The organism is Micromonospora sp. ATLC20, from assembly GCF_057196585.1.
Genome location: NZ_JBXUOV010000002.1, coordinates 19,414 through 41,018, shown reverse-complemented (window position 1 = coordinate 41,018; position 21,605 = coordinate 19,414). Strand labels below are relative to the sequence as shown.

Here is a 21,605-nt window from a genome sequence, read left to right as displayed (position 1 = left end):
AGCACCAGCACGCCGCCCTCGACCAGCAGGTCGTAACGCGCCACCGCGCACCCCCTTCACCGTCTGCGTTTCGGAGAGCGTGACAGGGTTTCCATTACTGAGGAATGGCGGCTAGATTGACGTCCCAACCTCGGTCGGTCCAAGTGGAGGTCCCGTGCCCGGTGCACCGCAACCCGACGTCGACCCCGGCGTCACCGCGCTGTGGCCGGCGCTGGCCGGGGCCCGGGTCATCGACCTGGCCCAGCCGATGCGCCAGGGAATGCCCCAGTCACCGAACCACCCGCCGTTCCGGATGGTGATCGAGCGCCGCCACGGCGACCTGGTGCGCGCCGACGGCGGCAGCGCCGCCAACGAGGTCATCATCACCGGCGGGCACGTCGGTACCCACGTCGACGCGCTGGCCCACGTCTCGCAGGACGGACTCGTGCACTCCGGCCGGCCGGCCGCGGCAGCGCAGTCCCACGAAGGCTTCGCGGAGCTGGGCATCGAGACGTTCGACCCGTACGTCGGACGGGCCGTGCTGCTCGACGTCGCCGCCGTGCACTCCACCGCCGTGCTGCCGGCGGGTTACGAGATCACTCCGGACGACCTGGAGCGGGCCGCCGGGAACACCCGGATCGCACCGGGCGACGCGGTCCTGATCGGCACCGGCTGGTCGCGGCGGTGGGGCGACGGAGCAGCGTTCGTCGGGCTCGCCGACGGCGTACCCGGCCCCGGGGTGGCCGCCGCGCGCTGGCTCGCCGAGCGCGCGCCCAGGGTGGTCGGTGGCGAGACGATCGCCTTCGAGCACCTCGCGCCCGGACGCGGGCACGCCACCCTGCCGGTGCACCGGATCCTGCTGGTGGAGCACGGGATCAACATCGTGGAGACGATGAACCTGGCCGCGCTGCTGGACACCGGGGTCCGGGAGTTCCTGTTCGTGCTCAACCCGCTGCCCATCGTCGGAGCCACCGGCGCCCCGGTCCGCCCGCTGGCGGTTCTGCCGTGACGGCGGGCGGAGGTACGGCCGGGACCACGGCCGCGCCGGGCGACGAGCCCACGCTCAGCGCCCGGCTGGCGCGCTTCGCGGTCGACTGCCGTGACCACGGAGTACCGGAAGCCGTCCGCGCCGACATCCCCGGCCGGGTGCTGGACATCCTGGGGCTGGCCCTGGCAGCGCACGCCGACCCGGGGGCCGACGCCGCGGCTGCCGCGCTGCGGTCCGTGCGGCGCTGGGGCGGCATCGGCGAGGCCACCGTCATCGGCTCCGGCGATCGGCTGCCCGCCCCGGCCGCTGCTCTGGTCAACGGGGTACTGGCCCACTCGCTGGACTTCGACGACACGCACCTGCCCTCGGTGCTGCACCCGAGCGCCAGCGTCGTGCCGGCCGCGCTCGCCGCCGCGGAGGCGGTCGAGACCGGTGCGGCCGCCGGCGGCGCGGCCCTGGTCGCGGCGGTGGCCGCCGGGATCGAGATCACCAACCGGCTCGGCATGGCCGGCTACCTGCCCGCAACAGGGGCCAACGTCTTCTTCGAGCGGGGCCAGCACGCCACCTCGATCTGCGGCACGATCGGCGCTGCCGTCGCGGCCGGCCTGCTCTACGGCCTGGACGACGTGGGCATCGGCCATGCCATCGGGATCGCCGCGAGCATGGGCGCCGGCATCCTGGAGGCCAACCGCACCGGCGGCTCGGTCAAGCAGGCCCACTGCGGCTGGGCCGCCCACGCCGGGGTGAGTGCGGCGGTGCTGGCGGCCGACGGGCTGACCGGGCCACCGACCGTGCTGGAGGGACGATTCGGTTTCTTCACCGCGCACACCGGCGACTTCACCGCCGACGCGCTGCTGCGCGGGCTGGGCACCGAGTGGGAGGTGCTGCGCACGGTCTACAAGCCGTACCCGTCGAACCACTTCACCCACCCCGGCGTCGACTGCGCCCTGGCGCTGCGGGCCGGCGGGCTCGACCCGGCCGACGTCGCCGAGATCGAGCTGGGGGTGGCCGCCCCGGTGCTGCGTACCATCGCCGAACCCACTGCCGAGAAGACCCGCCCGCGCAGCGCGTACCACGCGAAGTTCTCCGGCCCGTACACGATCGCGGCGGCGCTGCTCGGCGGTGGCGGTCTGGGGTTGTCGCTCGACGACTTCGCCGGCGAGCTGCCGGCCGACCGGCTGGCGCTGGCGGCCCGGGTCCGGTGCGTGGCCGACCCCCGGGCGTCGGAGCTGTTCCCGCGTGCGTTCGCGGCGGTGCTGCGGGTGCGGACCCGCGGCGGTGCCCTCATGGAGCACCGGGTCGACTCATCGCGCGGCGGGCCGCAGCATCCGTTGAGCGCGGCCGATCTGGCGACGAAGTTCCAGCTCAACGCCGAGCGGGCGGTTCCACCGGCGCAGATCGCCGCGCTGCGCGACGCCGTGCTCGGCGCCACCGGTGCCGGGGAGACGCCATCGGCGCTACTCGCGCTGACCGCCTCGGATCGCTGAGAGCGGCTCGGGGCAGCCGTGCCCACCGCCGCAGCCGCGCGTGCTCGGCAGCTGCCTGGGTCCCGGGCGGGCGTCTACACGGCCAGGCCGAGCAGGCGCCGGGCGGAGCGGACCACCGCCTCGTCCACCAGCCGGCCCTGTGCGTCGAGGCAGACTCCCACGCCGTCGCGGACCGCCGCGTCGAAGCGGGCCACCAGGTCCGCCGCCGTCGCCACCTCGTCGGGTGCGGGGGTGAACACCTCGTTCACCACCGCTACCTGCGCCGGGTGGATACAGGCCCGGCCGACGAAGCCGAGCCGCCGCAGCGCCGTCGTCGACTCGCGCAGCGCGACCAGGTCCCGGAAGTCGGTGCTGACCGGCCCCACCGGAGGCTCGATGCCGACCGCCGCGCTGGCCAGCACCACCTGTGAGCGGACGAAGAGCAGTTCCCGCTCGTCCGGCCCGAGCGTGACACCGAGGTCGGCGCGCAGGTCCGCCTCGCCGAGTTGCAGCCGCCGTACCCGGGGTGAGCGGGCGATGTCCAGGACCGCGACCACGGCCGCCGCCGACTCCAGCAGCGGCACCACGGGGGTCGTGCCCACCGGCGACCCGGCCGCCGACTCGGCCGCGCCGAGAACCTCGTCCAGGGCGACCAGTTCGGCGGCGGACTCGGCCTTCGCCACACAGAGCCCGGCGAGCCCCGGCCCCACGACGGTCGCCGCGTCGACGTGGCCCAACCGGCCCGCGTTGATCCGCACCCACCAGGCGAACCCGGGTGGTGCGGAGCGCAGGAAGGCGGCGACCGCCGAGCGGGCGGCGTCCTTGCCGGCCTGCGGCACCGCGTCCTCCAGATCGACGATCACCGCGTCCGCGCCGCGCCCCGCCGCCTTGGCCAGCTTGTCGGGCGCGTCCCCGGGCACGTACAGGTACGACCTCAACGGCTTCGGGCCCTCCCGCTCGACAACGCCCCGGCGATGCGGCCATTGTTTCGACTGCGAATACAGTGTTTCCATTAATGATCGAGGCGTCAAGGAGGCTTCATGGGACCGCACCCGCACGGCTGGTGGATTCTGCTGCACATCGTGCTCTTCGTCTTCTGGCTGGGCGGAGATCTCGGGGTCTTCTGGTCGAGCCGGTTCGTCCTCAAGCCCGACCTCACTCCGGCCGCCCGGGCCACCGCGCTGAAGATCATGGGCGGGCTCGACCTGGGGCCCAAGATCTGCCTGGTGCTCTTCCTGCCCAGCGGCGTCACGCTGATGGCGCTGGACCCGCACGGCGCGCGGGTCTTCGGAATCAACCCGTTCGGCTGGCCGGTCGTCGCACTGGTCTGGGTGTTCGCGGCGGCGTGGCTGGCCGCCACGATCTCCGACCACCACCGCCCGGGCCACCACCGGTGGGTACGCCGGGCGGACTGGACGGTCCGGATCGTGCTGATCGCCGGCCTGGCCGGGACCGCGCTCTACACGCTCTTCGCCGCCGCACCGTTCGGCGTGGACACCAACCCGAGGTGGCTGGGCGGCAAGATCCTGCTCTACAGCGTCGCGATCGCCTGCGGACTGGGCATCCGGCTCACCCTGCGCCCGTTCGGACCGGCCTTCGGCACCCTGATGACGACCGGCTCCACGCCGGAGGTGGAGCGCACGCTGCGGCGGGCGATCGACGGCTGCCTGCCCTACGTGTGGGGCATCTGGGGCAGCGTGCTGGCCGCCGCGGCGCTCGGCGTGCTCAAGCCGCTCGCGGCGCTGTGACCCGGGCAGGTCGGTCAGGTGCCGCTGTAACCGAGCTGAGCGGAGATCCGGCCGGTCGCCTCCAGTAGCGACTTCGCCAGCTCGGGCGAGTCCGGCTTGAACCGCCCCACCGGCCCGGCCACGCTGACGACCGCCACCACGTGCCCGTCGTGGTCGTAGACCGGTGCCGCGATCGACGTCGCGCCGGGCTGGCGTTCGCCGCGCGAGGTGGCATAGCCGCGCTTGCGGATGGCCGCCATCTCCTTGCGCAGCTTCGCAGGGTCGGTGATGGTGCGGTCGGTGACCTCGACGAGCCGGTGCCGCTCCAGGTAGGCGTCGAACTCGTCCTCGGCGACGAAGGCCAGGAACGCCTTTGACGAACTGCCGGCGTGCAGCGGGTACGGGATGCCGATGTTGACGTCCAGCCGCAGCTCGTGCTCGGGCACCACCTGGTCGACGTACAGCCGGGTGTCGCCCCGGCGCAGCGACAGCGTGGCGGTCTCGCCCGTCTGGGCCGCCAGCGCGCGCAGCTCCGGACCGGCCATCGCGCGCAGGTCGGTGCGGGCCAGGTAGGCCCGGCCGAGCGTGACGGCCGCGTGGCCCAGTGCGTAGCGACGGGTGCTCGGGTCGACGATGATCAGATCCCGGCTGCGCAACGCCGTGAGGATGCGGTGCACGGCGGCCTTGGTCAGGCCCAGCGCGGTCGCGATCTCGGTGACGCCCAGGTCCGGTCGTCCGCTGCGCCCGAAGTAGAGCAGCACGTCCATCGCCCGCTCGACCGCCGCGATCGAGCGGGACTGGCCGTCGCCGTCCTCCGCAACGGCCGGCGCCGTCACCGCGGATGTCCGATTGGTCATGGGTGGTCCTCCACAGCGCTGTTCGTTTTTGTCCGGTCTCCCGAGCAGTGTAGGTCGCTCGATTCCGCCCAGCGAAACAGCGTGTCCCGGGTGTCGCCGGCCGCCCGGACCAAACGGCGGTTGACACGGGACACCACCCCTCGTTACGTTTCTGGTAACGGCGTTTCCTGATGCGAAACGGAGAGCCTGCCAGTGTCGGTCGACAGCATCACGTTCCGCTCGGCCCTCGCCCAGTGGCCCAGTGGCGTCGGTGTCGTGACCACTGTCGTCGACGGCCGGCCGCACGGCATGACGGCGAGCTCGTTCTCCTCGGTCAGCCTCAACCCGCCGCTGGTCTCCGTCTGCCTGGGCGTCCACCTTCCCAGCCACGCCCTGGTGGAGCGGGCCGGCGCCTTCGCGATCAGCTTCCTCGGCAAGGGCCAGGCCGGCATCGGCCAGCGCTTCGCCGGCATGCGCCCCGAGATCACCGACCGCTTCGCCGGGTTGGACTGGGCGCACGCCGAGACCGGCTGCCCGGTCCTGGCCAACGCGACCGCCTGGTTGGACTGCCGGGTCGTGCATGCCTACCCCGGCGGCGACCACACGATCTTCGTCGGCGAGGTGCTCGCCGCGAGCACCCCCCGGGTCGGCGCCCCGTTGCTGTTCCACTCCAGCGTGTGGAGCCAGCTCGCCGACCCGCTGCCGGAGAGAATCGACATCGCGATCGGGGGCCGGCTCTCCCGCCTGCGCGCGAACACTTTGGCGATGGCCGGCTTCACGGTGCGGGCAACGCCCGGCCCGATGATCGCCGACGCCTTCCGGCCCGGCGGCGAGGATGCCACCCTCGCCGAGCTGGACCAGTTGCTGCGTGCCGGGCACACCGCCGTCACCCTGGTCGAGAAGGCCGACGCCAGCCCGGTGCAGGTGCGGGCAGTGCTCGCCGACGCCACCGTGCGCGCCCGCCGCGCCTCACTTCGGGTGCGGCTGCGGACCCAGCGCGGGCTCGGCCTGGTCAACGCCACGGTCGCGATGAAGAGCGGGGTCACCGGCTTCGACACCACCCTCAGCGGACGAGCGGACGCCCTGCGCACCCGCGACCTGGTCTTCCTCGCCCGTCAACTCGGGGTGTCCTGTCCCCGGCTCCCCGCCACCAACCCAGAGGAGTGACCCACATGTCCACCGGCGGACGGCTCATCGACGACCTCACCCCGGCCGAGCAGGATCGTGCGGCCCGGGTGGAGAAGGTGCTGCCCGCGCTGCGGGCCGCCGCCGCGCAGGCCGACGCCGACGGGGTGTTCCCCGCCGCGCACGTCGCGCTGCTGCGCGATGCCGGGCTGCTCGGCCTGGTGGTTCCGCAGGAGTACGGCGGCCTCGGCGGCGGCCTGCGCGACCTCGCCGCCGCCACCTTCGCGATGGGCAGCGCGTGCCCGTCGACGGCGTTGGCCTTCTTCTTCCACAACACCAGCGCCTCCCGGGGCCTGCTGCCGCTGGAGGCGATCGAACGCGGCCTCTTCGACGACGACGACGTCCCCGCCGTGCGGGCCTTCGCCGAGAAGGTGCTGACCCGGATGGCCGGTGGGGTGTGGCTGGCCAACTTCGCCAGCGAGGCGGTGAAGAGCTCGTCGGCCAACATCGCCATCTCCACCACCGCCACCCCGGCCAGTCGCGACGGCGTCGACGGCTGGTCGCTCAGCGGCGAGAAGTCGTTCGGCTGCGCCACCGGCGTCGCCGACACCTACCTGGTCACCGCCCGGCTCGCCGGGCACGAGACAGCGGACGGGCTGGCACTGTTCCTCGTGCCCCGGGATGCCGCAGGGGTCGCCTCACGGCCGAGCTGGGACGGCATCGGCATGCGCGGCTCGGCCAACCACGGCATCCGGCTCGACGACGTCTTCATCCCGGCCGACGAGGCGCTCACCGTGCCCGGCGCGTTCGTGAAGATGTTGCAGTGCAGCCGGGGCAGCTTCGTCGGCAACCAGCTGGCCATCACGGCGGTCTACGTGGGCGCGGCGCAGAGTGTCTACGACGACACGCTGACCAGGCTCACCGAGAAGACCTTCGCCGACACCGGCCGGCCGATCGCGGAGAGCCCCATGCACCAGGTGATCATCGGCAATATGACCGAACGGCTGGAGACGGCGTACCTCTGGCTGCGCCGCCAGTTGCTGCTGGAGACCAGCGAGCCACCGCTGCACCCGCACGCCGAGGTCTACCAGCAGTGGCGGTTGGCCAAGGGCTCGATCTGCGAGGCGTGCTTCGACGTGGCGGTCGGCGCGCTCAAGGCGTGCGGCACGTCGAGTGCCACCATGAACGGGCCCGTCGGCCGGGCGCTTCGCGACCTGGCGATGGGGCTGGTGATGACGTTCCCGCCGGAGCGCGGCCGGTTGGAGGCGGCCGGCATGGTCACCAGCAACCGGTCCAACAACCTGTTCGCGGCGGTGGCCGGGTGACCGGGCCCCACCAACCGGACCTGCCCGATCTCGCCGACCTGGTCGACGAGGTCTGGACACCCAGCGACACACCGCTCGGATTCGACCTGGAGGATCCGGCGACCGGGGCGGTGCGGCGACCGGCTGCCGGCACGCCGCCGCACCGGATCGAGGCCGCCGTCGCCGCCGCGTCGGCGGCGCACGAGGCCGGGAGCTGGGCCGCGCTACCGGCCCCTGATCGCGCCGACGTACTGGACGCCGTCGCCGATGCGGTCGAGGGCGTCGCGGCCGAGATCTGCGCGCTGGAGGCGGCGACCACCGGCGTGCCGATCCGGCAGACCACACCGCTGGGCGTGATCCTCGGCGGCTCGTTCCGGCTGGCCGCCGCCCAACTGCGGCAGGGCCCGCAGAGCCAGGAGTTCCAGCGCGAGGACGGCCGGATCGCGTACGCCGAACGACTGCCCTGGGGTCCGGCCGCCTGTGTGGCGCCGTGGAACGCGCCCGCGCCGATGGCCGCGCACAAGGTCGCGAACGCGCTCGCCGCCGGCTGCCCCACGATCCTCAAGCCCAGCGAGTACGCCCCGCACGGCAGCCAACGGCTCGCCGCCGTCGTCGGGGCCACGCTCGCCGCCTCCGGCGTGCCGGCCGGGGTGTTCCAGCTCGTGCACGGCGGGGCCGAGGCCGGTGCGGCCCTGGTCGGCGATCCCCGGATCCGGGCGGTCTCCTTCACCGGCGGGCTCGCCGCCGGGCGGGCGGTCGCGGCGGCCTGCGCCTACGACATCAAGCCGGTGCAGCTCGAGCTCGGCGGCAACAACCCGCTGGTCGTGCTCCCCGACGCCGACGTCGCCGATGTCGCCCGGGCCGCGGTCGACCTGCTCAGCACCCTCAACGGGCAGTGGTGCCGGGCGCTGGGTCGGCTGATCGTGCCCGCCGACCGGCACGACGAGATCGTCGCCGCGATCGCCGACCGGCTCGCCGGCCTGGTCGCCGGCGCGCCGTTGGACCCCGCGACCGACCTCGGTCCGCTGGTGCACTCCCGGCACCTGGCCCGGGTGGTGGCCGCCCGCGACGACCTGCTGGCCCACGGCGGAACCGCGGTAACCGGCACCACGCTGCCGGCGGCCGGGCCGCTGGCCGGCGGGAACTTCCTCGCCCCGACGCTGGTCACCGGCGTCGCCGCCGCGCACACCGGCGACGAGATCTTCGGGCCCGTGGCAGCGGTGCACCCGTACGCCACCGTCGACGAGGCGGTGGCGCTGGCCAACGGCACGTCGTACGGGCTGGAGGCGTACGTGCTCGGCGCGGACGAGGAGGCCGCGCTGGCCGTGGCCCGCCGGATCCGGGCCGGTGAGGTCAAGGTCAACGGCTCCTCGGTGCTCAGCCTGCACCTGTTCAGCCCGCGCCCGGCGTTCGGGCTGTCCGGGTACGGCGAGGAGGGCACCGCCGAGACCCTGCGGTTCTTCACCAACCCTCGGGTCGTCGGCGTCGAGGGCGGCTTCGCGCTGCACGGCCGGTCATGACCCGGGGCGAGACCGCCCCGGCGCAGGCTTCGCCCTCGATCACGGCCGGCGGCGCGGCGACCGCACGCCCGGCCGACGTGCTGCGGGCGCTGCTGGGCGGCGCCTCGCCGGTGCACGCCCCCGGCGTACACGACCCGCTCACCGCCGCGCTGGCCGCCGAGGCCGGGCACCACGTCGTGCACCTGTCCGGTGCGGTCTGCGCCGCGGTCGAGCTGGGCCTTCCCGACCTGGGATACCTGCACGGCACACACGTCGCGGAGCGGGCCGCGCGGCTGGTCCCGGCGCTGGCCGGCGTGCCGCTGATCGCCGACGCGGACACCGGCTACGGCAATCCGCTGCACGCGATCTGGACCGCCCAGCGGTACGCGGCGGCCGGCGCCGCCGGGCTGCACCTGGAGGACCAGGTCAGCCCGAAGCGCTGCGGCCACCTGGCCGGCAAGGAGCTGTTGGACATCGCGGGTGCGACGGCGAAGATCCGGGCGATCGCCGAGGCGGGCACCGGCCTGGTGCTGATCGGCCGCACCGACGCCTACTCGGTGGCCGGCCTCGACGAGGCGATCGAGCGGGCCGGCCGGTTCGCCGACGCCGGCGCCGACGCGGTCTTCCTGGAGGGTGTGGACACCGCCGAGGAGTTGGCGGCGGTGCGTACCGCGCTGCCCGGCGTACCCCTGGTGGTGAATCGCTCGGAGGCGGCTGGTGTGCGCGCCTTCCCACCCGACGACGCGCTCGGCGCGCTCGGGGTCCGGGTCGTGCTGCACCCGGTCGCGCCGATGCTGGCCGCGCTGCGCGCGGCTGCCGCCGCCTACGCCGCGATCGGCCGGGACGGTCACGCCGGCGCGGTGCCCCGGCTCGCCTGGTCGTCGTTCACCGCGCTGGTCGGCCAGGACGATGCGCTGACTCTCGATCGGAGGTACGCCTGATGCACGTACTGATCGCCGGAGCGGGGCCGGTCGGGCTGACCGCGGCGCTCGCGCTGGCCCGCCGGGGCTGCGAGGTGACCGTGCTGGAGGCCGGTGACGCCCTCGCCGCCGAGTCCCGTGCCTCCACGTTCCACCCGCCGACGCTGGAGATGCTGGAGGCGTTGGGGGTCGGCGCGGACCTGTTGGCGCGCGGGCTGGTGGCGCCGACGTTCGCCTACCGGGATCGCCGGGAGGGACTGATCGCGGAGCTGGACCTCTCGGTGCTCGCCGAGGACACCCCGTACCCGTACCGGGTGCAGTGCGAGCAGTCGAAGCTGTGCGTGATCCTGCTGGCGCACCTGGCCGGGCAACCGACGGCCCGGGTCCGCTTCGGTTGGCCGGTCGGCTCGGTACGACAGGCCGCGGATCAGGCCGACGGCGGTGTGGTCGCGGTCGCCGAGGACGGCCGGGAGGTGGCCGGCGACTGGCTGATCGCGGCCGACGGCGCCAGTTCGGCGGTACGGCGGGCGCTGGAGTTGCCGTTCGACGGGATCACTTACCCCGAACGGTTCCTGGTGGCCTCCACCGACGAGGACCTGCCAGTTCTGCTCGGCCCGCTGGCGTACGTCAACTACGTCTTCGACCCGGTCGAGTGGTCGGTGCTGCTGCGCACGCCGGACCACTGGCGGGTGCTGCTGCCCACCCCCGAGGACACCCCTGACGCGCACGAGCTGGGCCGGCTCGACCGGCGGCTGCGGGCGATCGCCGATCCGGGCCGGCCGTGGCGGGTGGCGCACGCCAGTTTGTACCGGGTGCACCAGCGGGTCGCCGCGACGTTCCGGCAGGGGCGGGTGCTGCTGGCCGGCGACGCCGCGCACGTCAACAACCCGCTCGGTGGGCTGGGCATGAACTCGGGCATCCACGACGCGGTCGCCTACGCGCAGGTGCTGGCCTCGGGCAGCCCGGCACCGGACGGTGGGGAGCTGGACCGGGCGGTGACGGCGGTGGCCGACGAGCGGCGCCGGATCGCACTGACCTACGTGCAGGAGGTCTCCGACCAGAACTACCGCCGGATGCGGGCCACCGATCCACAGTTACGGTCCGCGCATCTGGCCGGTCTGCGCGCGCTGGCCGAGGATCCGAAGGCGGCCCGCGCGTATCTGCTGCGCAGCTCCATGATCGCCTCGCTGCGCCCCGACACCGGACAGCCGGTGGTACGGGCATGACGGCACCCGGCGGCGGCCCGGTGATCGAGCGGGTCAACCCGTCCAGGGTCACCGAGCTGGTCGGCACGGTCGGTGTGAGCGGGCCTGAGCGGGTGGACGTCCTGGTCCGCCGGGCCGACGCCGCGCAGCGGGGCTGGGCGGCCACCGGCATCGCGCGGCGGCTCGCCGCGCTGGCCGCCGGCGCCGACGCGATCGCCGGGCGGCTCGAACCGCTGGCCGGGCTGCTGGCCCGGGAGTCGGGCAAGGTGCTCGCCGACTGCCGCGGCGAGGTCGGGTTCGCCGGCACGTACCTGCGCTGGGTCATCGAGCACGCCCCGGCGGCGTACGCGGATCGGGAGATCGACGACGCGGCCGGTCGGCTGCTGCGGCTGCCCCGGCCCTACGGTGTGGTCGCCGCGATCACCCCGTGGAATGCGCCGATCATCCTCACCCTGCTCAAGGTGGCCCCGGCCCTCGCCGCCGGCAACGCGGTGGTGGTCAAGCCCTCGCCGCTGGCCCCGCTGGCGGTCTCGGAGGTGCTGCGCCTGCTCGCCGGGGCGCTGCCCGACGGGACGCTGGCGGTCGTCCACGGCGACGCCGCCGCCGGTGCGGCGTTGGTCGGACACCCACTGGTGCGCAAGGTGGCGTTCACCGGCGGCGGCGTGGCGGCCCGGCAGGTGGCGGCGACCGCGGCCACCCAGACCACACCGGTAGTGCTGGAGCTGGGCGGCAACGACGCGGCGATCTTCCTGCCGGACGCCGACCTGGGCACCGAGCCGATGCGCCGGCTGGTCCTGGCGAGTTTCGCCACCAGCGGCCAGGTGTGCATGGCTGCCAAGCGCCTGTATGTACACCGCGGCCGCCGCGACGAGTTCGTGGCGGCGTACCGGGCCGCCGCGGCGGAGGTGCTGCGCGTCGGTGACGCGCTCACGCCGGGGGTGAGCATGGGCCCGGTCATCTCGGCCGGTGCCGTCGCCCGGATCGAGCGGATCGTCGCGGCGGCCGTCGCCCGGGGTGCCACGGCGCTGCCGCTGGGCACTGTCGACGGTGGCACCGACCTGGCCGGCGGGTACTTCGTGGCCCCGACGCTCGTGCTGGACGCACCGGACGACGCCGAGGTGATCACCGGGGAGCAGTTCGGGCCGACGGTGCCGCTGCTGCTCTACGACGACGACGAGGAACTGCTGGCCCGGGTCAACGCCGACGAGCTGGGCCTTGGCGGTTCGGTCTGGTCGGCCGACGAGGAGCGGGCGTTCGCGCTGGCCCGTCGGGTCGAGGCGGGCTTCGTCTTCGTCAACACGCACAACCGCACCGGGCTGTCGCTGCGGGCGCCGTTCGGTGGGGTGAAGCGCTCCGGCTACGGCCGTGAGTACGCCGAGGAGGGGCTGGCCGAGTACGCGCAGACCTGCGTCGTGCACGCGCCCGGCCCGTTCCGGCCCGGTGGCGCCGGGCTACCCGCCAACGCGTACCCGGGCTGAGGCCGGGCCGCGTCGGTCCAGCACTGCCGTCAGTAGTCGACGACGACGCGGGCCGCGAGGCGCGGCTTGAGCCAGCCCGCCACCTCCAGGTGGGCGGGGTGGGCCTGGTAGGCGCGCAACGCGTCCGCGTCGGTGTGTGTGCTGATCATGCACAGGTCGTAGGAGACCGGGGTCCGCAGCGTGTCCAGGGCGACGGTCAGCGTCGCGATCTCATCAATTGTGCTGGCCAGACCTTCCAGCAGTGACTTCGCCTTGGCAGCATCGGCCACATCGGCGAACTTCATCAGAACCACGTGCGTAAACACCTGTTCGTCCCCCTGTTCCCCGGCGTCGCCCGAGTGTATGTTCTGGAAACAGCGTTTCGCCAGGGGAACCGGAGCGGGAATGACCATCAGGGTTGCCGCCGTACAGTTCGAAGCCGGCCAGGACATCGAGGCCAACCTGGCCACCTGCCTGCGCCTGGTCGCCGACGCCGCCCGACAGGGCGCACAACTCGTGGTGCTGCCCGAGTTCTGCAACCACCTGGCCTGGTACACCGATCGCGCCCAGGCACACGCCCTGGCCACCCGGCCGGGCGACGATTTCCTCACCGCGATCTCCGCGAGCGCCGCCGAGCATCGGGTGCACCTGAAAATCAACGTCACGCACGCCTACCCCGACGGGCGCACCGGCGGCACCAACTTCCTCTTCGGCCCGGACGGGGCGTTGCTCGGCAGCTGCGACAAGCAGGTCCTGATGGGCGCCGAGAACGACCACCTCGACCCCGCGACCGGGGTCGGACCGGTGCTCGACACCCCGCTCGGCCGGCTCGGCATGTACGCCTGCATGGAGGGCGTCATTCCCGAGACCACCCGCGGGCTCGCGCTGCGCGGCGCGCAGGTGCTGCTCAACAGCCTGAACTCGTTCGCCACCGATGAGGCCGCGCTGCACATTCCGGTGCGGGCCGCGGAGAACCGGGTCTGGGTGATCGCCGCCAACAAGGTCGGCCCGCTGCTGCCCGCCGAGCACCTGCCGGCCATGAGCCGCGGCCTGGGCGTGCCGGAGCAGTGGCTGCACGGGGCCGGCGAGTCGCAGATCGTCGCGCCGGACGGCACGGTGGTGGCCAGGGGCCCGCGCACCGGTGAGGCCGTCGTCATCGCCGACATCGCTGTCGAGCGCGCCGACGACAAGCACCGCCCGGACGGCAGCGACATCCTCGCGGCCCGCCGACCGGAACTCTACGGCCCACTCGGGGACGCACCGGCCGGTCGCCGCCGGCCGCCCGGCGTACCGAGCCTGCCGGTCGCCGTGGTCCGGCCGCGGGACCCGGGCCAGGCGGCCGACCTGCTCGGTAAGGCGGTCGCCGAGGGCGCGCTGCTCGCCGTGCTCGCGGAGAACGCCCTCGGCGCGCACGTCGGGCCGGCCGAGGTGGCCACGGCGCTGGCACCGGCGCTGCGCGGCACCGACGGGTACGCCGTGGCCACCGCTCTCGGCCCCGACGGTCCGGTCGGGCTTCTCATCGGCCCGGATGGCGTGGTCGGCGAGCAGCCACAACTGCATCGGGCCGGCGCGGCCCGCGACGCCGTGCGGCCCGGCGGCGCGCTGCGCACCTTCGACCTGCCCTGGGGGCGGCTGGCGATCGTGGTGGGCGACGACGCGATCTTCCCGGAGACGTTCCGGCTCGCCGCGCTCGCCGACGCCGATGTGGTCGCCGTGCCGTTCACCCCGCGCGAGCCCTGGGAACTGGCGCTGGGCCTGCCCGAGCGGGCCGCGGAGAACCGGCTCAACGTGATCGCCGCCGGGCGCCTCGGCACGGGCGCCGCGGTCTTCGCCCTCAGCGCCGACTTCACCCTCTGGACCACCTGGGCCGGACCGTTCACCGGCCGGATCAGCAGCCCGCTGCGCACCGACATCGCCGCGGACCGGCCCGTCACGCATGCCGTGGTGACCCCGGCGCAGGCGGCGAACCGGCTCGTCTCCCGCCGAACCGACCTCGTCGACGGCCGCCCGTGGCGGCTCGTCCAGGCCCTCACCGAAAGGCGCTGACCCGTGGCCGACACGTTGAAACCCGTCGAGGACATGCTCGACGACTCCCCCACGGTCGACGTCCACGAGACGTTCCACCGCTACCAGATACTCCTGGACGAGCTGAAGGCCAAGATCGACGCACGGTTCGAGCTGACCCGCGACCCGTCCACCGAGCCGCTGGAGCACTACGGGGACTACCCGAACGGACCGGGCGGCTCGCTCGCCGCGTACACCGGGCCCGAGGTCGACTGGCTCGTGCGCTCCTGGTTGGGCAACCCCGCGGCCAGCTTCGCCAACCTGCACCTGACGTGCTGGCTGGGCCCGCAGGTCAGGGTGCCGCACCTGGGGTTGGCCCTGCTGGTCTGGCCCGGCGGCTGGTTCTACGTCGACTCGGTGCACCGGGTCAACATGGTCGAGCACGGCGACTACTACGACAAGTACTACGAGCCGGTCAACGATGAGTGGCTGCAACTGCGCGCCGACCCGGCGTTCGACTACTTCGTCAGCCGGGCCGGGTTCATCCGGGCCAGCCTGTCGCCGACGGCGTACTGCTACTCCTTCGACCGCAGCCCGGAGAACATCGAGAAGGTCAGCCAGGTGACCCACGCCCACGTCGACCGCTGGCTGCGCTGGGTCGACGAGGCCGAGCCGGTGCCGGCCGAGGAGCGGGCCGCGCTCGCCGAGACCGATCTGCGGATCCGCCGCAACATCGCCGACCGCGACCCGGCGAACGTGATGGGCGTGCGCTACTTCGGCGAGGAGACCACCAACCGGCTCGTCCGCGCGCTCTGGGGCGGCGACCGCGAACTCCCCCGGCCGTCGGCATGAGCGGTGCGCAGGAAGGCGGTGTCCGGTCGGTCTGGTGGGCCGTACGCGTCCCCGGCGCGCCGGCGCCGTTCGACACCGCGCACCTGCGGGTCTACTACCCGGCGCGGCCCACCGGCTCGGACGCCGAGCGGCTCAGCGGGGTGCTGGCGGCCGACCCGGCCGGGGCGCCGTACCCGGTGGTCCTGCTGGTCTCCGGCGTCAACGTCGGGCAGGACGCCTACCGCTGGCTGGCGGTGGAGCTGGCCGCCCGGGGCGTCGTCGCGGTGACCTACGACTGGGTCGGAGTGCTCTTCGCCGGCCTGCACGGGATCACTCCCGGCGTCGACCTGGACGCGGCCCGGCCGGAGGGCTACGGCAGCCGACCGACCAGCCCGTCGCTGCGCCCGGTGCTCGACTCGCTGGCGCAGCTCACCGGGCCGCTCGACGGGTTGCTCGACCTCGACCGGGTGGCGCTGGTGGGTCACTCGGCCGGCGGCACGGTGGCGCTGCAGTCGGCGCGCTTCCTGCCCGAGGTCCGCGCGGTGGCCACCTACGGGGCGCACACCATGGTGGCGACCATGCTCGGCTGGCCGGCCGGCACCGTGCTGCCGGCCCAGGTGAACAGCCCGGTCATGCTGCTCGCCGGCACCAACGACGGCGTGATCAACGGCTCAGCCGACCGGTACGGCGAGGACGCGGCCACCCGCGCCGACCCGATCACCCGCACCTTCGACGAGGCGCTGCCCGACGCGGGCGGCACCAACCTGCTGGTGCGGCTGGCCGGTGCCAACCACTTCGGCATCGTGCACCCGCTCGACCCCACCTCGGCGCGCGCCTTCCTCGACGAGGAGGCGACCGCCGACCCGGAAAGCACCCGTGCGCTCGTGGTCGACCTGCTGTCCGGGTTCCTCGCCGTCCACCTTCGCGGCGAACCGGCCGACGGCTTCGACCGGTTGCTGGCAAAGCTCGACACCACCTCTTCGATCGCCTCGTTCCGTCGGAGGTAAGCCACCATGCTCAAGAACTTCTGGTACGCGGTCGAGTTCTCCGACCGGGTCACCACCAAGCCGGCCCGGATCACCGTGCTCGGCCAGTACCTGGCTCTCTACCGCACCCCGAGCGGACGCGTGGTAGCCCTGTCCGACCTGTGCGTGCATCGGGGCGCGGCGCTTTCCGGCGGCTGGACGGCCGGCGACAACATCGTCTGCCCGTACCACGGATGGCAGTTCGAGCCGGGCGGAGCATGCACGAAGATCCCGGCGAATCAGCCCGGCCGGGGCATCCCCACCAAGGCCCGGGTCGACTCGTACCCCGTGCAGGAGCGCTACGGCTTCGTCTGGGTCTTCATGGGTGACCTGCCCGAGGCCGAGCGGCCACCGATCCCCCTCTGGCCGGAGTTCGACAACCTGGTGGAGAACGGCGGGAAGTTCCGCGCGGTGACCGGCGAGTTCCTGTGGAAGGCCAACTACGAACGGATCCTCGAGAACGGCTGCGACATCGCACACGCACCCTTCGTGCACGGCAGCGTGTTCGGCAACCGGGAGAAGCCCGAGGTTCCCGAGTACGAGGTCGAGGTGCGCGACGAGTGGTCGGCGTACGCCACGGTCAGCCTGCACCCACCGCGCTCGAAGGGCCTCTGGTCGTTGATCAGCCGCAACAACGCGGACCTGGCCAACCGCCCGCCGGTGGTCACCTCGGCCGGCTGGATGCTGCCTAACATGATCAAGCTGCACGTCCGGCTGTCGATCGGCGACCTGATCATCTACGACACCAACATCCCGATCGACGAGACGACCACCCTGGTCAAGTGGGTCGCCCTGCGCACCTTCTTCACCGGGGCCTGGGCCAACCGCAACGCGGTGCAGCGCGTCCTCAAGATCTTCTACCAGGACGCCGAGGTGGTGAACAACGTCCGCCCCGAGTTGCTCCCGTTCGACCTCGGCGCGGAGCTGCACGTCAAGAGCGACCTCATCGCGGTGCACTACCGGCGACGCCGACAGGAACTGGCCGAGCAGGGCTGGATGCTCTCCGACGCCGACCGGATCACGGGCGACGTGCCACGGCGGGAGGCGACCGTCATCCCGTCGCCGGCCCGCCGGGAGAACCCGGAACTCGCCCGCGCCTGGGTGCACAAGGCCAAGGGCGACCACCCGACCGTGGCGGAGGCGCAGCGGACCGGGCTCAGACGCATCACCGAGGAGGAGGGCGCCGACGCCGCCGCAGGAGCCGAGGCGCAGGCGAACCCCACCAGCAGCGCGACGACGACGAAGGAGCAGGCATGAGTCTCCCGCTGGAACTCTGCGAGAACGCGGTGGCCCACCTGACCGCCCGGCACCCGCTCACCGCGGTCATCGACGAGCCGCTGAGCAGCCCGATGTCGCCCGACCCGGTGGGTGCGCTGCGGGTCTGGCGGGGCGCACCGGGCCAGCCGGTGGCCAAGGTGGTCTACGTCGGGCTGGTCGTCCCGATGATCCGCCTCGACAGCCACATGGTCTTCGCCTTCACCGCCGCCGACAGCGCGGTCCCGCACTTCACCCTGGACTCGGTGTACGGCGGCGACTACTACGCCTATCACCTCGACCTGATCCCCCGGGCCGAGCTGAGCAGCCACCTGCCCTACCTGGACGCGGCGTACCAGCCGCTCACCGCGGTCTTCACCGAGGCCAGCGCGATGGACGGGCTGAGCCGGGCCGACATCGGGCCCCGCCAGTGCGCGCTGATGTCGCCGTGGATGCTGGTCGGCCGGGCCACCGAGGAGTCGTTCCGGAAGATCGGAGCCGCCGTCTCCGCGTACGCCGAGCACTGGTCCGCGCTGGTGACCGACGGCCTGCCGGCCGACGTCGTGGCCGGATTGGCCGACACCGACCTGGCCGCCCGGGACACCGCCGTACGGGTCAACCTGTTCAGCCCCGACGTCGACCCGGTCTGGGCCCGGGTCACCCGGCTGATCGGCGAGCCGGCGACCGACCGGATCCGAGCGGAGCTGATCGGCAATGAGTGAGCCCACCGCACCGACAACCGTAGCGGCGGACTCCGAACCGAGCGAGTGGCAGCAGCGGATCGCCGGCGAGTGGCACGGCAGGCCGTCGCTGTTCACCGCGACCGGCGTCTGGCAGGGCTTCGAGGACATCCGCCGCTCGTCGGTCTTCTCCGACGGCGTCACCACGTATTTCATGGACGGCGGGCTGGTCGGCGGGGGCGAGTTGGCCGGGCGCTACCGGCTGGGCGCGCCGTTCGCCTTCAGAGTGATCGACTCCGACGCCGATCGGGTTTACACCGGCCCCGACTTCTTCGGCACGGGCCAGCCGTACGGGTCCTTCGTGGACGCCCACTACTACGGCCCCGGCTGGCAGGTGGACCTGAACACCTGGAACCAGGTGCTGCCCGACGGCCAGACCCAGGTCTACTCGTCGATGCTCTACCAGGGCTGGGCTGTGGTGGGCTGCTTCAACGGCGTCTACACGCGAAGCTTCGACCACGACACCAACCCGGACACCCGGGAGCGGGTGACGCGGTTCCTGTCCGCCGAAGAGCGGCGCGGGCCGGTGCCGTACATCCTGCCGACCAAGCAGGCCGGCGCGTTCACCGGTAGCTGCGAGCTGTGGGGCGCCGACCAGCAGCTGCGCGGCACGGTCGCGGTGCGCCTCGGTCTGGAGCCGATCGACCTGCTCCGCACCCGCCGGGTCGTGCACTGGACCGGCGCCGGCCTGGACCGGCGGTACATGGTCGAGCAGCGCCGCGACGGCGACCGGCTGTTCTTCGAGGGCCCCGACGCCTGGGGCAACGCGCAGGGCTTCGGCCGCGCCAGCTACCCGTCCTGGCACTTCCACGCCGACGGCGGCGACGTGTGGAAGGTCAAGGGACGCGAGTTCGCCATCGACGCCGAACCGGGCATGTCCGCCGGCGGGCGCCTCGCCGTGGTGTACGAGCTGTTCCGGGGCAACGTGCTGGACAGCGTCCTGCACGGCCTGCTCGCCTGGGAGGCAGCCGGATGACCGCGGTGGTGGTGACCGGCGGCACCCGCGGGATCGGTGCCGGCCTGGTACGCGCGCTGCTGGCCCGCGGCGCCCGGGTCGCGTTCTGCGGACGCAGCGCGGAGTCGGTGGCAACGGCGCTTGCCACACTGCGTTCCGAAGCCTCGGTGCCGGCCGGAGCCGAGGTGCTCGGGGTACGTGCGGACGTCACCGACCGCGCCGACGTGTCAGTGCTCTGGTCGACGGCCGCCGAGGCGTTCGGCGGGGTCGACATCTGGATCAACAATGCGGGCACGAACCATGCCCGCCGCCCACTGTGGGAGCTGCCGCCGGCAGAGCTGGACGGAGTGCTCGCGGCGAACCTCGGCGGGGTGGCCCGGGCCAGCGCGGTGGTGCTCGCCGCGATGATCGAGCAGGGCCGCGGCGCGCTGTGGAACATGGAGGGCTTCGGTTCCAACGGCCAGGCCCGGCCGGGGCTGACCGGGTACGGGGCATCGAAGCGCGCGGTCACCTACCTGACCGACGGGCTGGCCAAGGAACTCGCCGCAGCCGGGGTCGCCGACAGGGTCACCGTGCACCACCTCTCCCCCGGCATCGTCGTGACCGACCTGCTCACTCACGACTACCCGCCGGACGAACTGGCGAAGGCCAAAAAGATCTTCAACATCCTCGGTGACCGGGTCGAGACAGTCACCCCGTGGCTGGCCGACCGGGTCCTCGCCGGGGGCCGCAACGGCAGCCGGGCCGCCTGGCTGACCAGCCGCAAGGCCGCCGCTCGGTTCGCCGTCGCCGGCTTCCGCAAGCGCGACCTCTTCGGCGACTCCGTCGGCGTCCCCGCGGTGACCCGGCGCGAGCACCTGTCGTGAACGGCAGCGACTACACCGTCGTCCTCGCGCTGGAGGACTTCGTGCCGACCGGTCTGGCGCTGGTCGGGTTCTGGATCCTCGCCGGGCTCTCCGCTCGGGTCGTGCCGCGGGTGGGCCCGGTCGCCCACGTCAGCGCCGTCCTCATCGGCCTCGGCGGCCTGGCCAAGTCGACCTGGAAGCTGCTGCTGGCCGGGTTCTCGATCGACCTGCCCTGGCTGGAGGCGGCGCTGTTTCCGCTGATGGCGCTCGGCGCGGTCGGGCTGATCTGGGGCCTGGCGAGCGCATTGCGCGGGCGCAGCCTGCCGTGGTGGCCGTTCGCCGCCGTGCTGGCCGTGACCGCCGGCGTGGCCGCCGCGTACGCCGTCTTCGCCCCCGTCTTCGCCCTCGCGACCACGGGCGTGACCACCATCAGCGTCCTGGCCGCGATCATCGCCGGCCGGCGGCGCGCCTGGACCGCGGTGACGCTCTACGTCGCCGGGCTGGCCTGCGTGCTGCTGCTGGTGCCGCTGCGCAACCATCCCGATCACGAAACCCTGGCCATGCAGTGGGTCGAGCAGGGCACCAACACCCTCGGCCAGGCGGCGCTGCTGGCCGCGGCGTGGCTGACCGTGCGCGCGCACCACCGGGCCTCGACCACGTCCCACCCGACCCCCGCCCAGGAAGGAGTTGTCCGCTCATGACCGACGCGCTCGGCTGGCGCCGCAAGTTCGGCGTCATCGCCCCGTCGACGAACACCATCGTGGAGCCGGACTTCTACCGGATGACAGTGCCCGGTGTGACCGCGCACTTCTCCCGGATCCACATCCGCGACCAGGACCTCTCCAGCGACGGCAACTTCGAGAACCTCCTGACCCAGATCCGCGACGAGATCGGCGGGGCCTGCGAGCGGGTGCTGACCTGCGAGCCCGACTACATGGTGATGGGCATGTCCGCCGAGACGTTCTGGGGCGGCGTCGAGGGCAACCGGCAGTTCGTCGCCCAGATCAAGGCGATCACCGGGCTGGAGGTGGCGACCGGCGCGGAGGCGTGTGAGCGGGCACTGCGCCTCCACGGCGCCCGCCGGATCGGCGTGGTGACGCCGTACCAACCGATCGGCGACACGAACGTCGAGCAGTTCTTCTCCGAGATCGGCTTCGAGGTGGTCGCGATCGAGGGTCTCAAGTGCCCGACCGCGGTCTCCATCGCCCACGTCCCGGAGGACGAGTTGCGCCGGGCGCTGCTGGCCGTGGACGGCCCGGACGTCGACGCCCTGGTCCAGTGCGGCACCAACCTGTCGATGGTCGGGCTGGCCGACGAGGCGGAACGCTGGCTCGGTAAGCCGGTGATCGCCATCAACGCGGCGACCTGGTGGATGGCGCTGCGCGAGAACGGGATCACCGACAAGGTGTACGGCGCCGGTTCCCTGCTGCGCGAGCACTGACACC

The 21,605-nt window shown here is 73.2% G+C and carries 21 protein-coding genes; 18 read left to right on the top strand and 3 right to left on the bottom strand.

Features of this window, described 5'->3' with window-relative positions; genetic code table 11:
* Positions 1–154 precede the first annotated feature (154 nt).
* Both AC2CHG_RS01055 and AC2CHG_RS01050 read left to right on the top strand, forming a co-directional pair.
* Entirely contained in the window at positions 155–988 is an 834-nt protein-coding gene (locus AC2CHG_RS01055) for a cyclase family protein (RefSeq protein ID WP_484523974.1), read from the top strand.
* Entirely contained in the window at positions 985–2,454 is a 1,470-nt protein-coding gene (locus AC2CHG_RS01050) for an MmgE/PrpD family protein (RefSeq protein WP_484523973.1), read from the top strand. The genes AC2CHG_RS01055 and AC2CHG_RS01050 overlap by 4 nt, the downstream gene beginning before the upstream one ends.
* A 74-nt stretch (positions 2,455–2,528) precedes the next feature.
* Here AC2CHG_RS01050 and AC2CHG_RS01045 read toward each other — a convergent pair whose 3' ends face one another.
* Complete coding sequence (locus AC2CHG_RS01045) at positions 2,529–3,371, bottom strand: HpcH/HpaI aldolase/citrate lyase family protein (RefSeq protein WP_484523972.1); 843 nt, start codon at positions 3,369–3,371, stop codon at positions 2,529–2,531.
* A gap of 102 nt (positions 3,372–3,473) precedes the next feature.
* Between AC2CHG_RS01045 and AC2CHG_RS01040 the strand changes: the two genes are divergently transcribed.
* Positions 3,474–4,181 (top strand): hypothetical protein, encoded by a 708-nt coding sequence (locus AC2CHG_RS01040; RefSeq protein WP_484523971.1) that lies wholly within the window; start codon positions 3,474–3,476, stop codon positions 4,179–4,181.
* Between the two features lie 14 nt (positions 4,182–4,195).
* Here AC2CHG_RS01040 and AC2CHG_RS01035 read toward each other — a convergent pair whose 3' ends face one another.
* Complete coding sequence (locus AC2CHG_RS01035; RefSeq protein ID WP_357210089.1) at positions 4,196–5,017, bottom strand: IclR family transcriptional regulator; 822 nt, start codon at positions 5,015–5,017, stop codon at positions 4,196–4,198.
* Between the two features lie 192 nt (positions 5,018–5,209).
* Here AC2CHG_RS01035 and AC2CHG_RS01030 point away from each other — a divergent pair, with 192 nt between their 5' ends.
* The 6 genes from AC2CHG_RS01030 to AC2CHG_RS01005 are packed head-to-tail and all read left to right on the top strand — an operon-like array spanning position 5,210 to position 12,527.
* Positions 5,210–6,163 (top strand): flavin reductase, encoded by a 954-nt coding sequence (locus AC2CHG_RS01030; RefSeq protein WP_366624215.1) that lies wholly within the window; start codon positions 5,210–5,212, stop codon positions 6,161–6,163.
* Positions 6,164–6,168: 5 nt separating this feature from the next.
* A complete protein-coding gene (locus AC2CHG_RS01025) occupies positions 6,169–7,446 on the top strand; it encodes an acyl-CoA dehydrogenase family protein (protein WP_262013765.1) in 1,278 nt (425 codons plus the stop codon).
* On the top strand, positions 7,443–8,945 hold the full coding sequence (locus AC2CHG_RS01020; RefSeq protein ID WP_262013764.1) for an aldehyde dehydrogenase family protein: 1,503 nt from the start codon (positions 7,443–7,445) through the stop codon (positions 8,943–8,945). Before AC2CHG_RS01025 ends, AC2CHG_RS01020 begins: the two co-directional genes overlap by 4 nt.
* Positions 8,942–9,865 carry an isocitrate lyase/PEP mutase family protein gene (locus AC2CHG_RS01015; protein ID WP_484523970.1) on the top strand — a complete coding sequence of 308 codons (924 nt, stop codon included), beginning with the start codon at positions 8,942–8,944 and terminating at the stop codon, positions 9,863–9,865. Before AC2CHG_RS01020 ends, AC2CHG_RS01015 begins: the two co-directional genes overlap by 4 nt.
* Positions 9,865–11,070, top strand: a complete 1,206-nt coding sequence (locus AC2CHG_RS01010) for an FAD-dependent oxidoreductase (protein ID WP_484523969.1) — start codon at positions 9,865–9,867, stop codon at positions 11,068–11,070. Before AC2CHG_RS01015 ends, AC2CHG_RS01010 begins: the two co-directional genes overlap by 1 nt.
* On the top strand, positions 11,067–12,527 hold the full coding sequence (locus AC2CHG_RS01005) for an aldehyde dehydrogenase family protein (RefSeq protein WP_357210082.1): 1,461 nt from the start codon (positions 11,067–11,069) through the stop codon (positions 12,525–12,527). Before AC2CHG_RS01010 ends, AC2CHG_RS01005 begins: the two co-directional genes overlap by 4 nt.
* A gap of 29 nt (positions 12,528–12,556) precedes the next feature.
* Here the strand turns inward: AC2CHG_RS01005 and AC2CHG_RS01000 are convergent, their stop codons facing one another.
* Positions 12,557–12,919 (bottom strand): Dabb family protein, encoded by a 363-nt coding sequence (locus tag AC2CHG_RS01000; protein ID WP_366624209.1) that lies wholly within the window; start codon positions 12,917–12,919, stop codon positions 12,557–12,559.
* Here AC2CHG_RS01000 and AC2CHG_RS00995 point away from each other — a divergent pair.
* Genes AC2CHG_RS00995 through AC2CHG_RS00955 form a run of 9 tightly spaced genes read left to right on the top strand, consistent with a single transcriptional unit; the run spans position 12,912 to position 21,601 of the window.
* Positions 12,912–14,552, top strand: a complete 1,641-nt coding sequence (locus AC2CHG_RS00995; protein WP_366624207.1) for a nitrilase-related carbon-nitrogen hydrolase — start codon at positions 12,912–12,914, stop codon at positions 14,550–14,552. The genes AC2CHG_RS01000 and AC2CHG_RS00995 overlap by 8 nt on opposite strands.
* A 3-nt stretch (positions 14,553–14,555) precedes the next feature.
* Complete coding sequence (locus AC2CHG_RS00990) at positions 14,556–15,362, top strand: oxidoreductase (RefSeq protein WP_484523968.1); 807 nt, start codon at positions 14,556–14,558, stop codon at positions 15,360–15,362.
* A complete protein-coding gene (locus AC2CHG_RS00985; RefSeq protein WP_262013757.1) occupies positions 15,359–16,348 on the top strand; it encodes an alpha/beta hydrolase family protein in 990 nt (329 codons plus the stop codon). Before AC2CHG_RS00990 ends, AC2CHG_RS00985 begins: the two co-directional genes overlap by 4 nt.
* Positions 16,349–16,354: 6 nt before the next feature.
* Positions 16,355–17,623: an aromatic ring-hydroxylating dioxygenase subunit alpha gene (locus AC2CHG_RS00980; RefSeq protein WP_484523967.1), complete on the top strand. Its 1,269-nt coding sequence runs from the start codon at positions 16,355–16,357 to the stop codon at positions 17,621–17,623.
* The gene (locus AC2CHG_RS00975) at positions 17,620–18,342 is read left to right on the top strand and encodes a hypothetical protein (RefSeq protein ID WP_357210073.1); all 723 of its coding nucleotides are present in this window, start codon (positions 17,620–17,622) and stop codon (positions 18,340–18,342) included. The genes AC2CHG_RS00980 and AC2CHG_RS00975 overlap by 4 nt, the downstream gene beginning before the upstream one ends.
* Positions 18,335–19,336, top strand: a complete 1,002-nt coding sequence (locus AC2CHG_RS00970; protein WP_484523966.1) for a hypothetical protein — start codon at positions 18,335–18,337, stop codon at positions 19,334–19,336. The genes AC2CHG_RS00975 and AC2CHG_RS00970 overlap by 8 nt, the downstream gene beginning before the upstream one ends.
* Positions 19,333–20,181: an SDR family NAD(P)-dependent oxidoreductase gene (locus AC2CHG_RS00965; RefSeq protein ID WP_377642713.1), complete on the top strand. Its 849-nt coding sequence runs from the start codon at positions 19,333–19,335 to the stop codon at positions 20,179–20,181. Before AC2CHG_RS00970 ends, AC2CHG_RS00965 begins: the two co-directional genes overlap by 4 nt.
* A complete protein-coding gene (locus AC2CHG_RS00960; RefSeq protein WP_484523965.1) occupies positions 20,178–20,861 on the top strand; it encodes a hypothetical protein in 684 nt (227 codons plus the stop codon). The genes AC2CHG_RS00965 and AC2CHG_RS00960 overlap by 4 nt, the downstream gene beginning before the upstream one ends.
* Positions 20,858–21,601 (top strand): maleate cis-trans isomerase family protein, encoded by a 744-nt coding sequence (locus AC2CHG_RS00955; protein ID WP_484523964.1) that lies wholly within the window; start codon positions 20,858–20,860, stop codon positions 21,599–21,601. The genes AC2CHG_RS00960 and AC2CHG_RS00955 overlap by 4 nt, the downstream gene beginning before the upstream one ends.
* Positions 21,602–21,605: the final 4 nt, after the last annotated feature.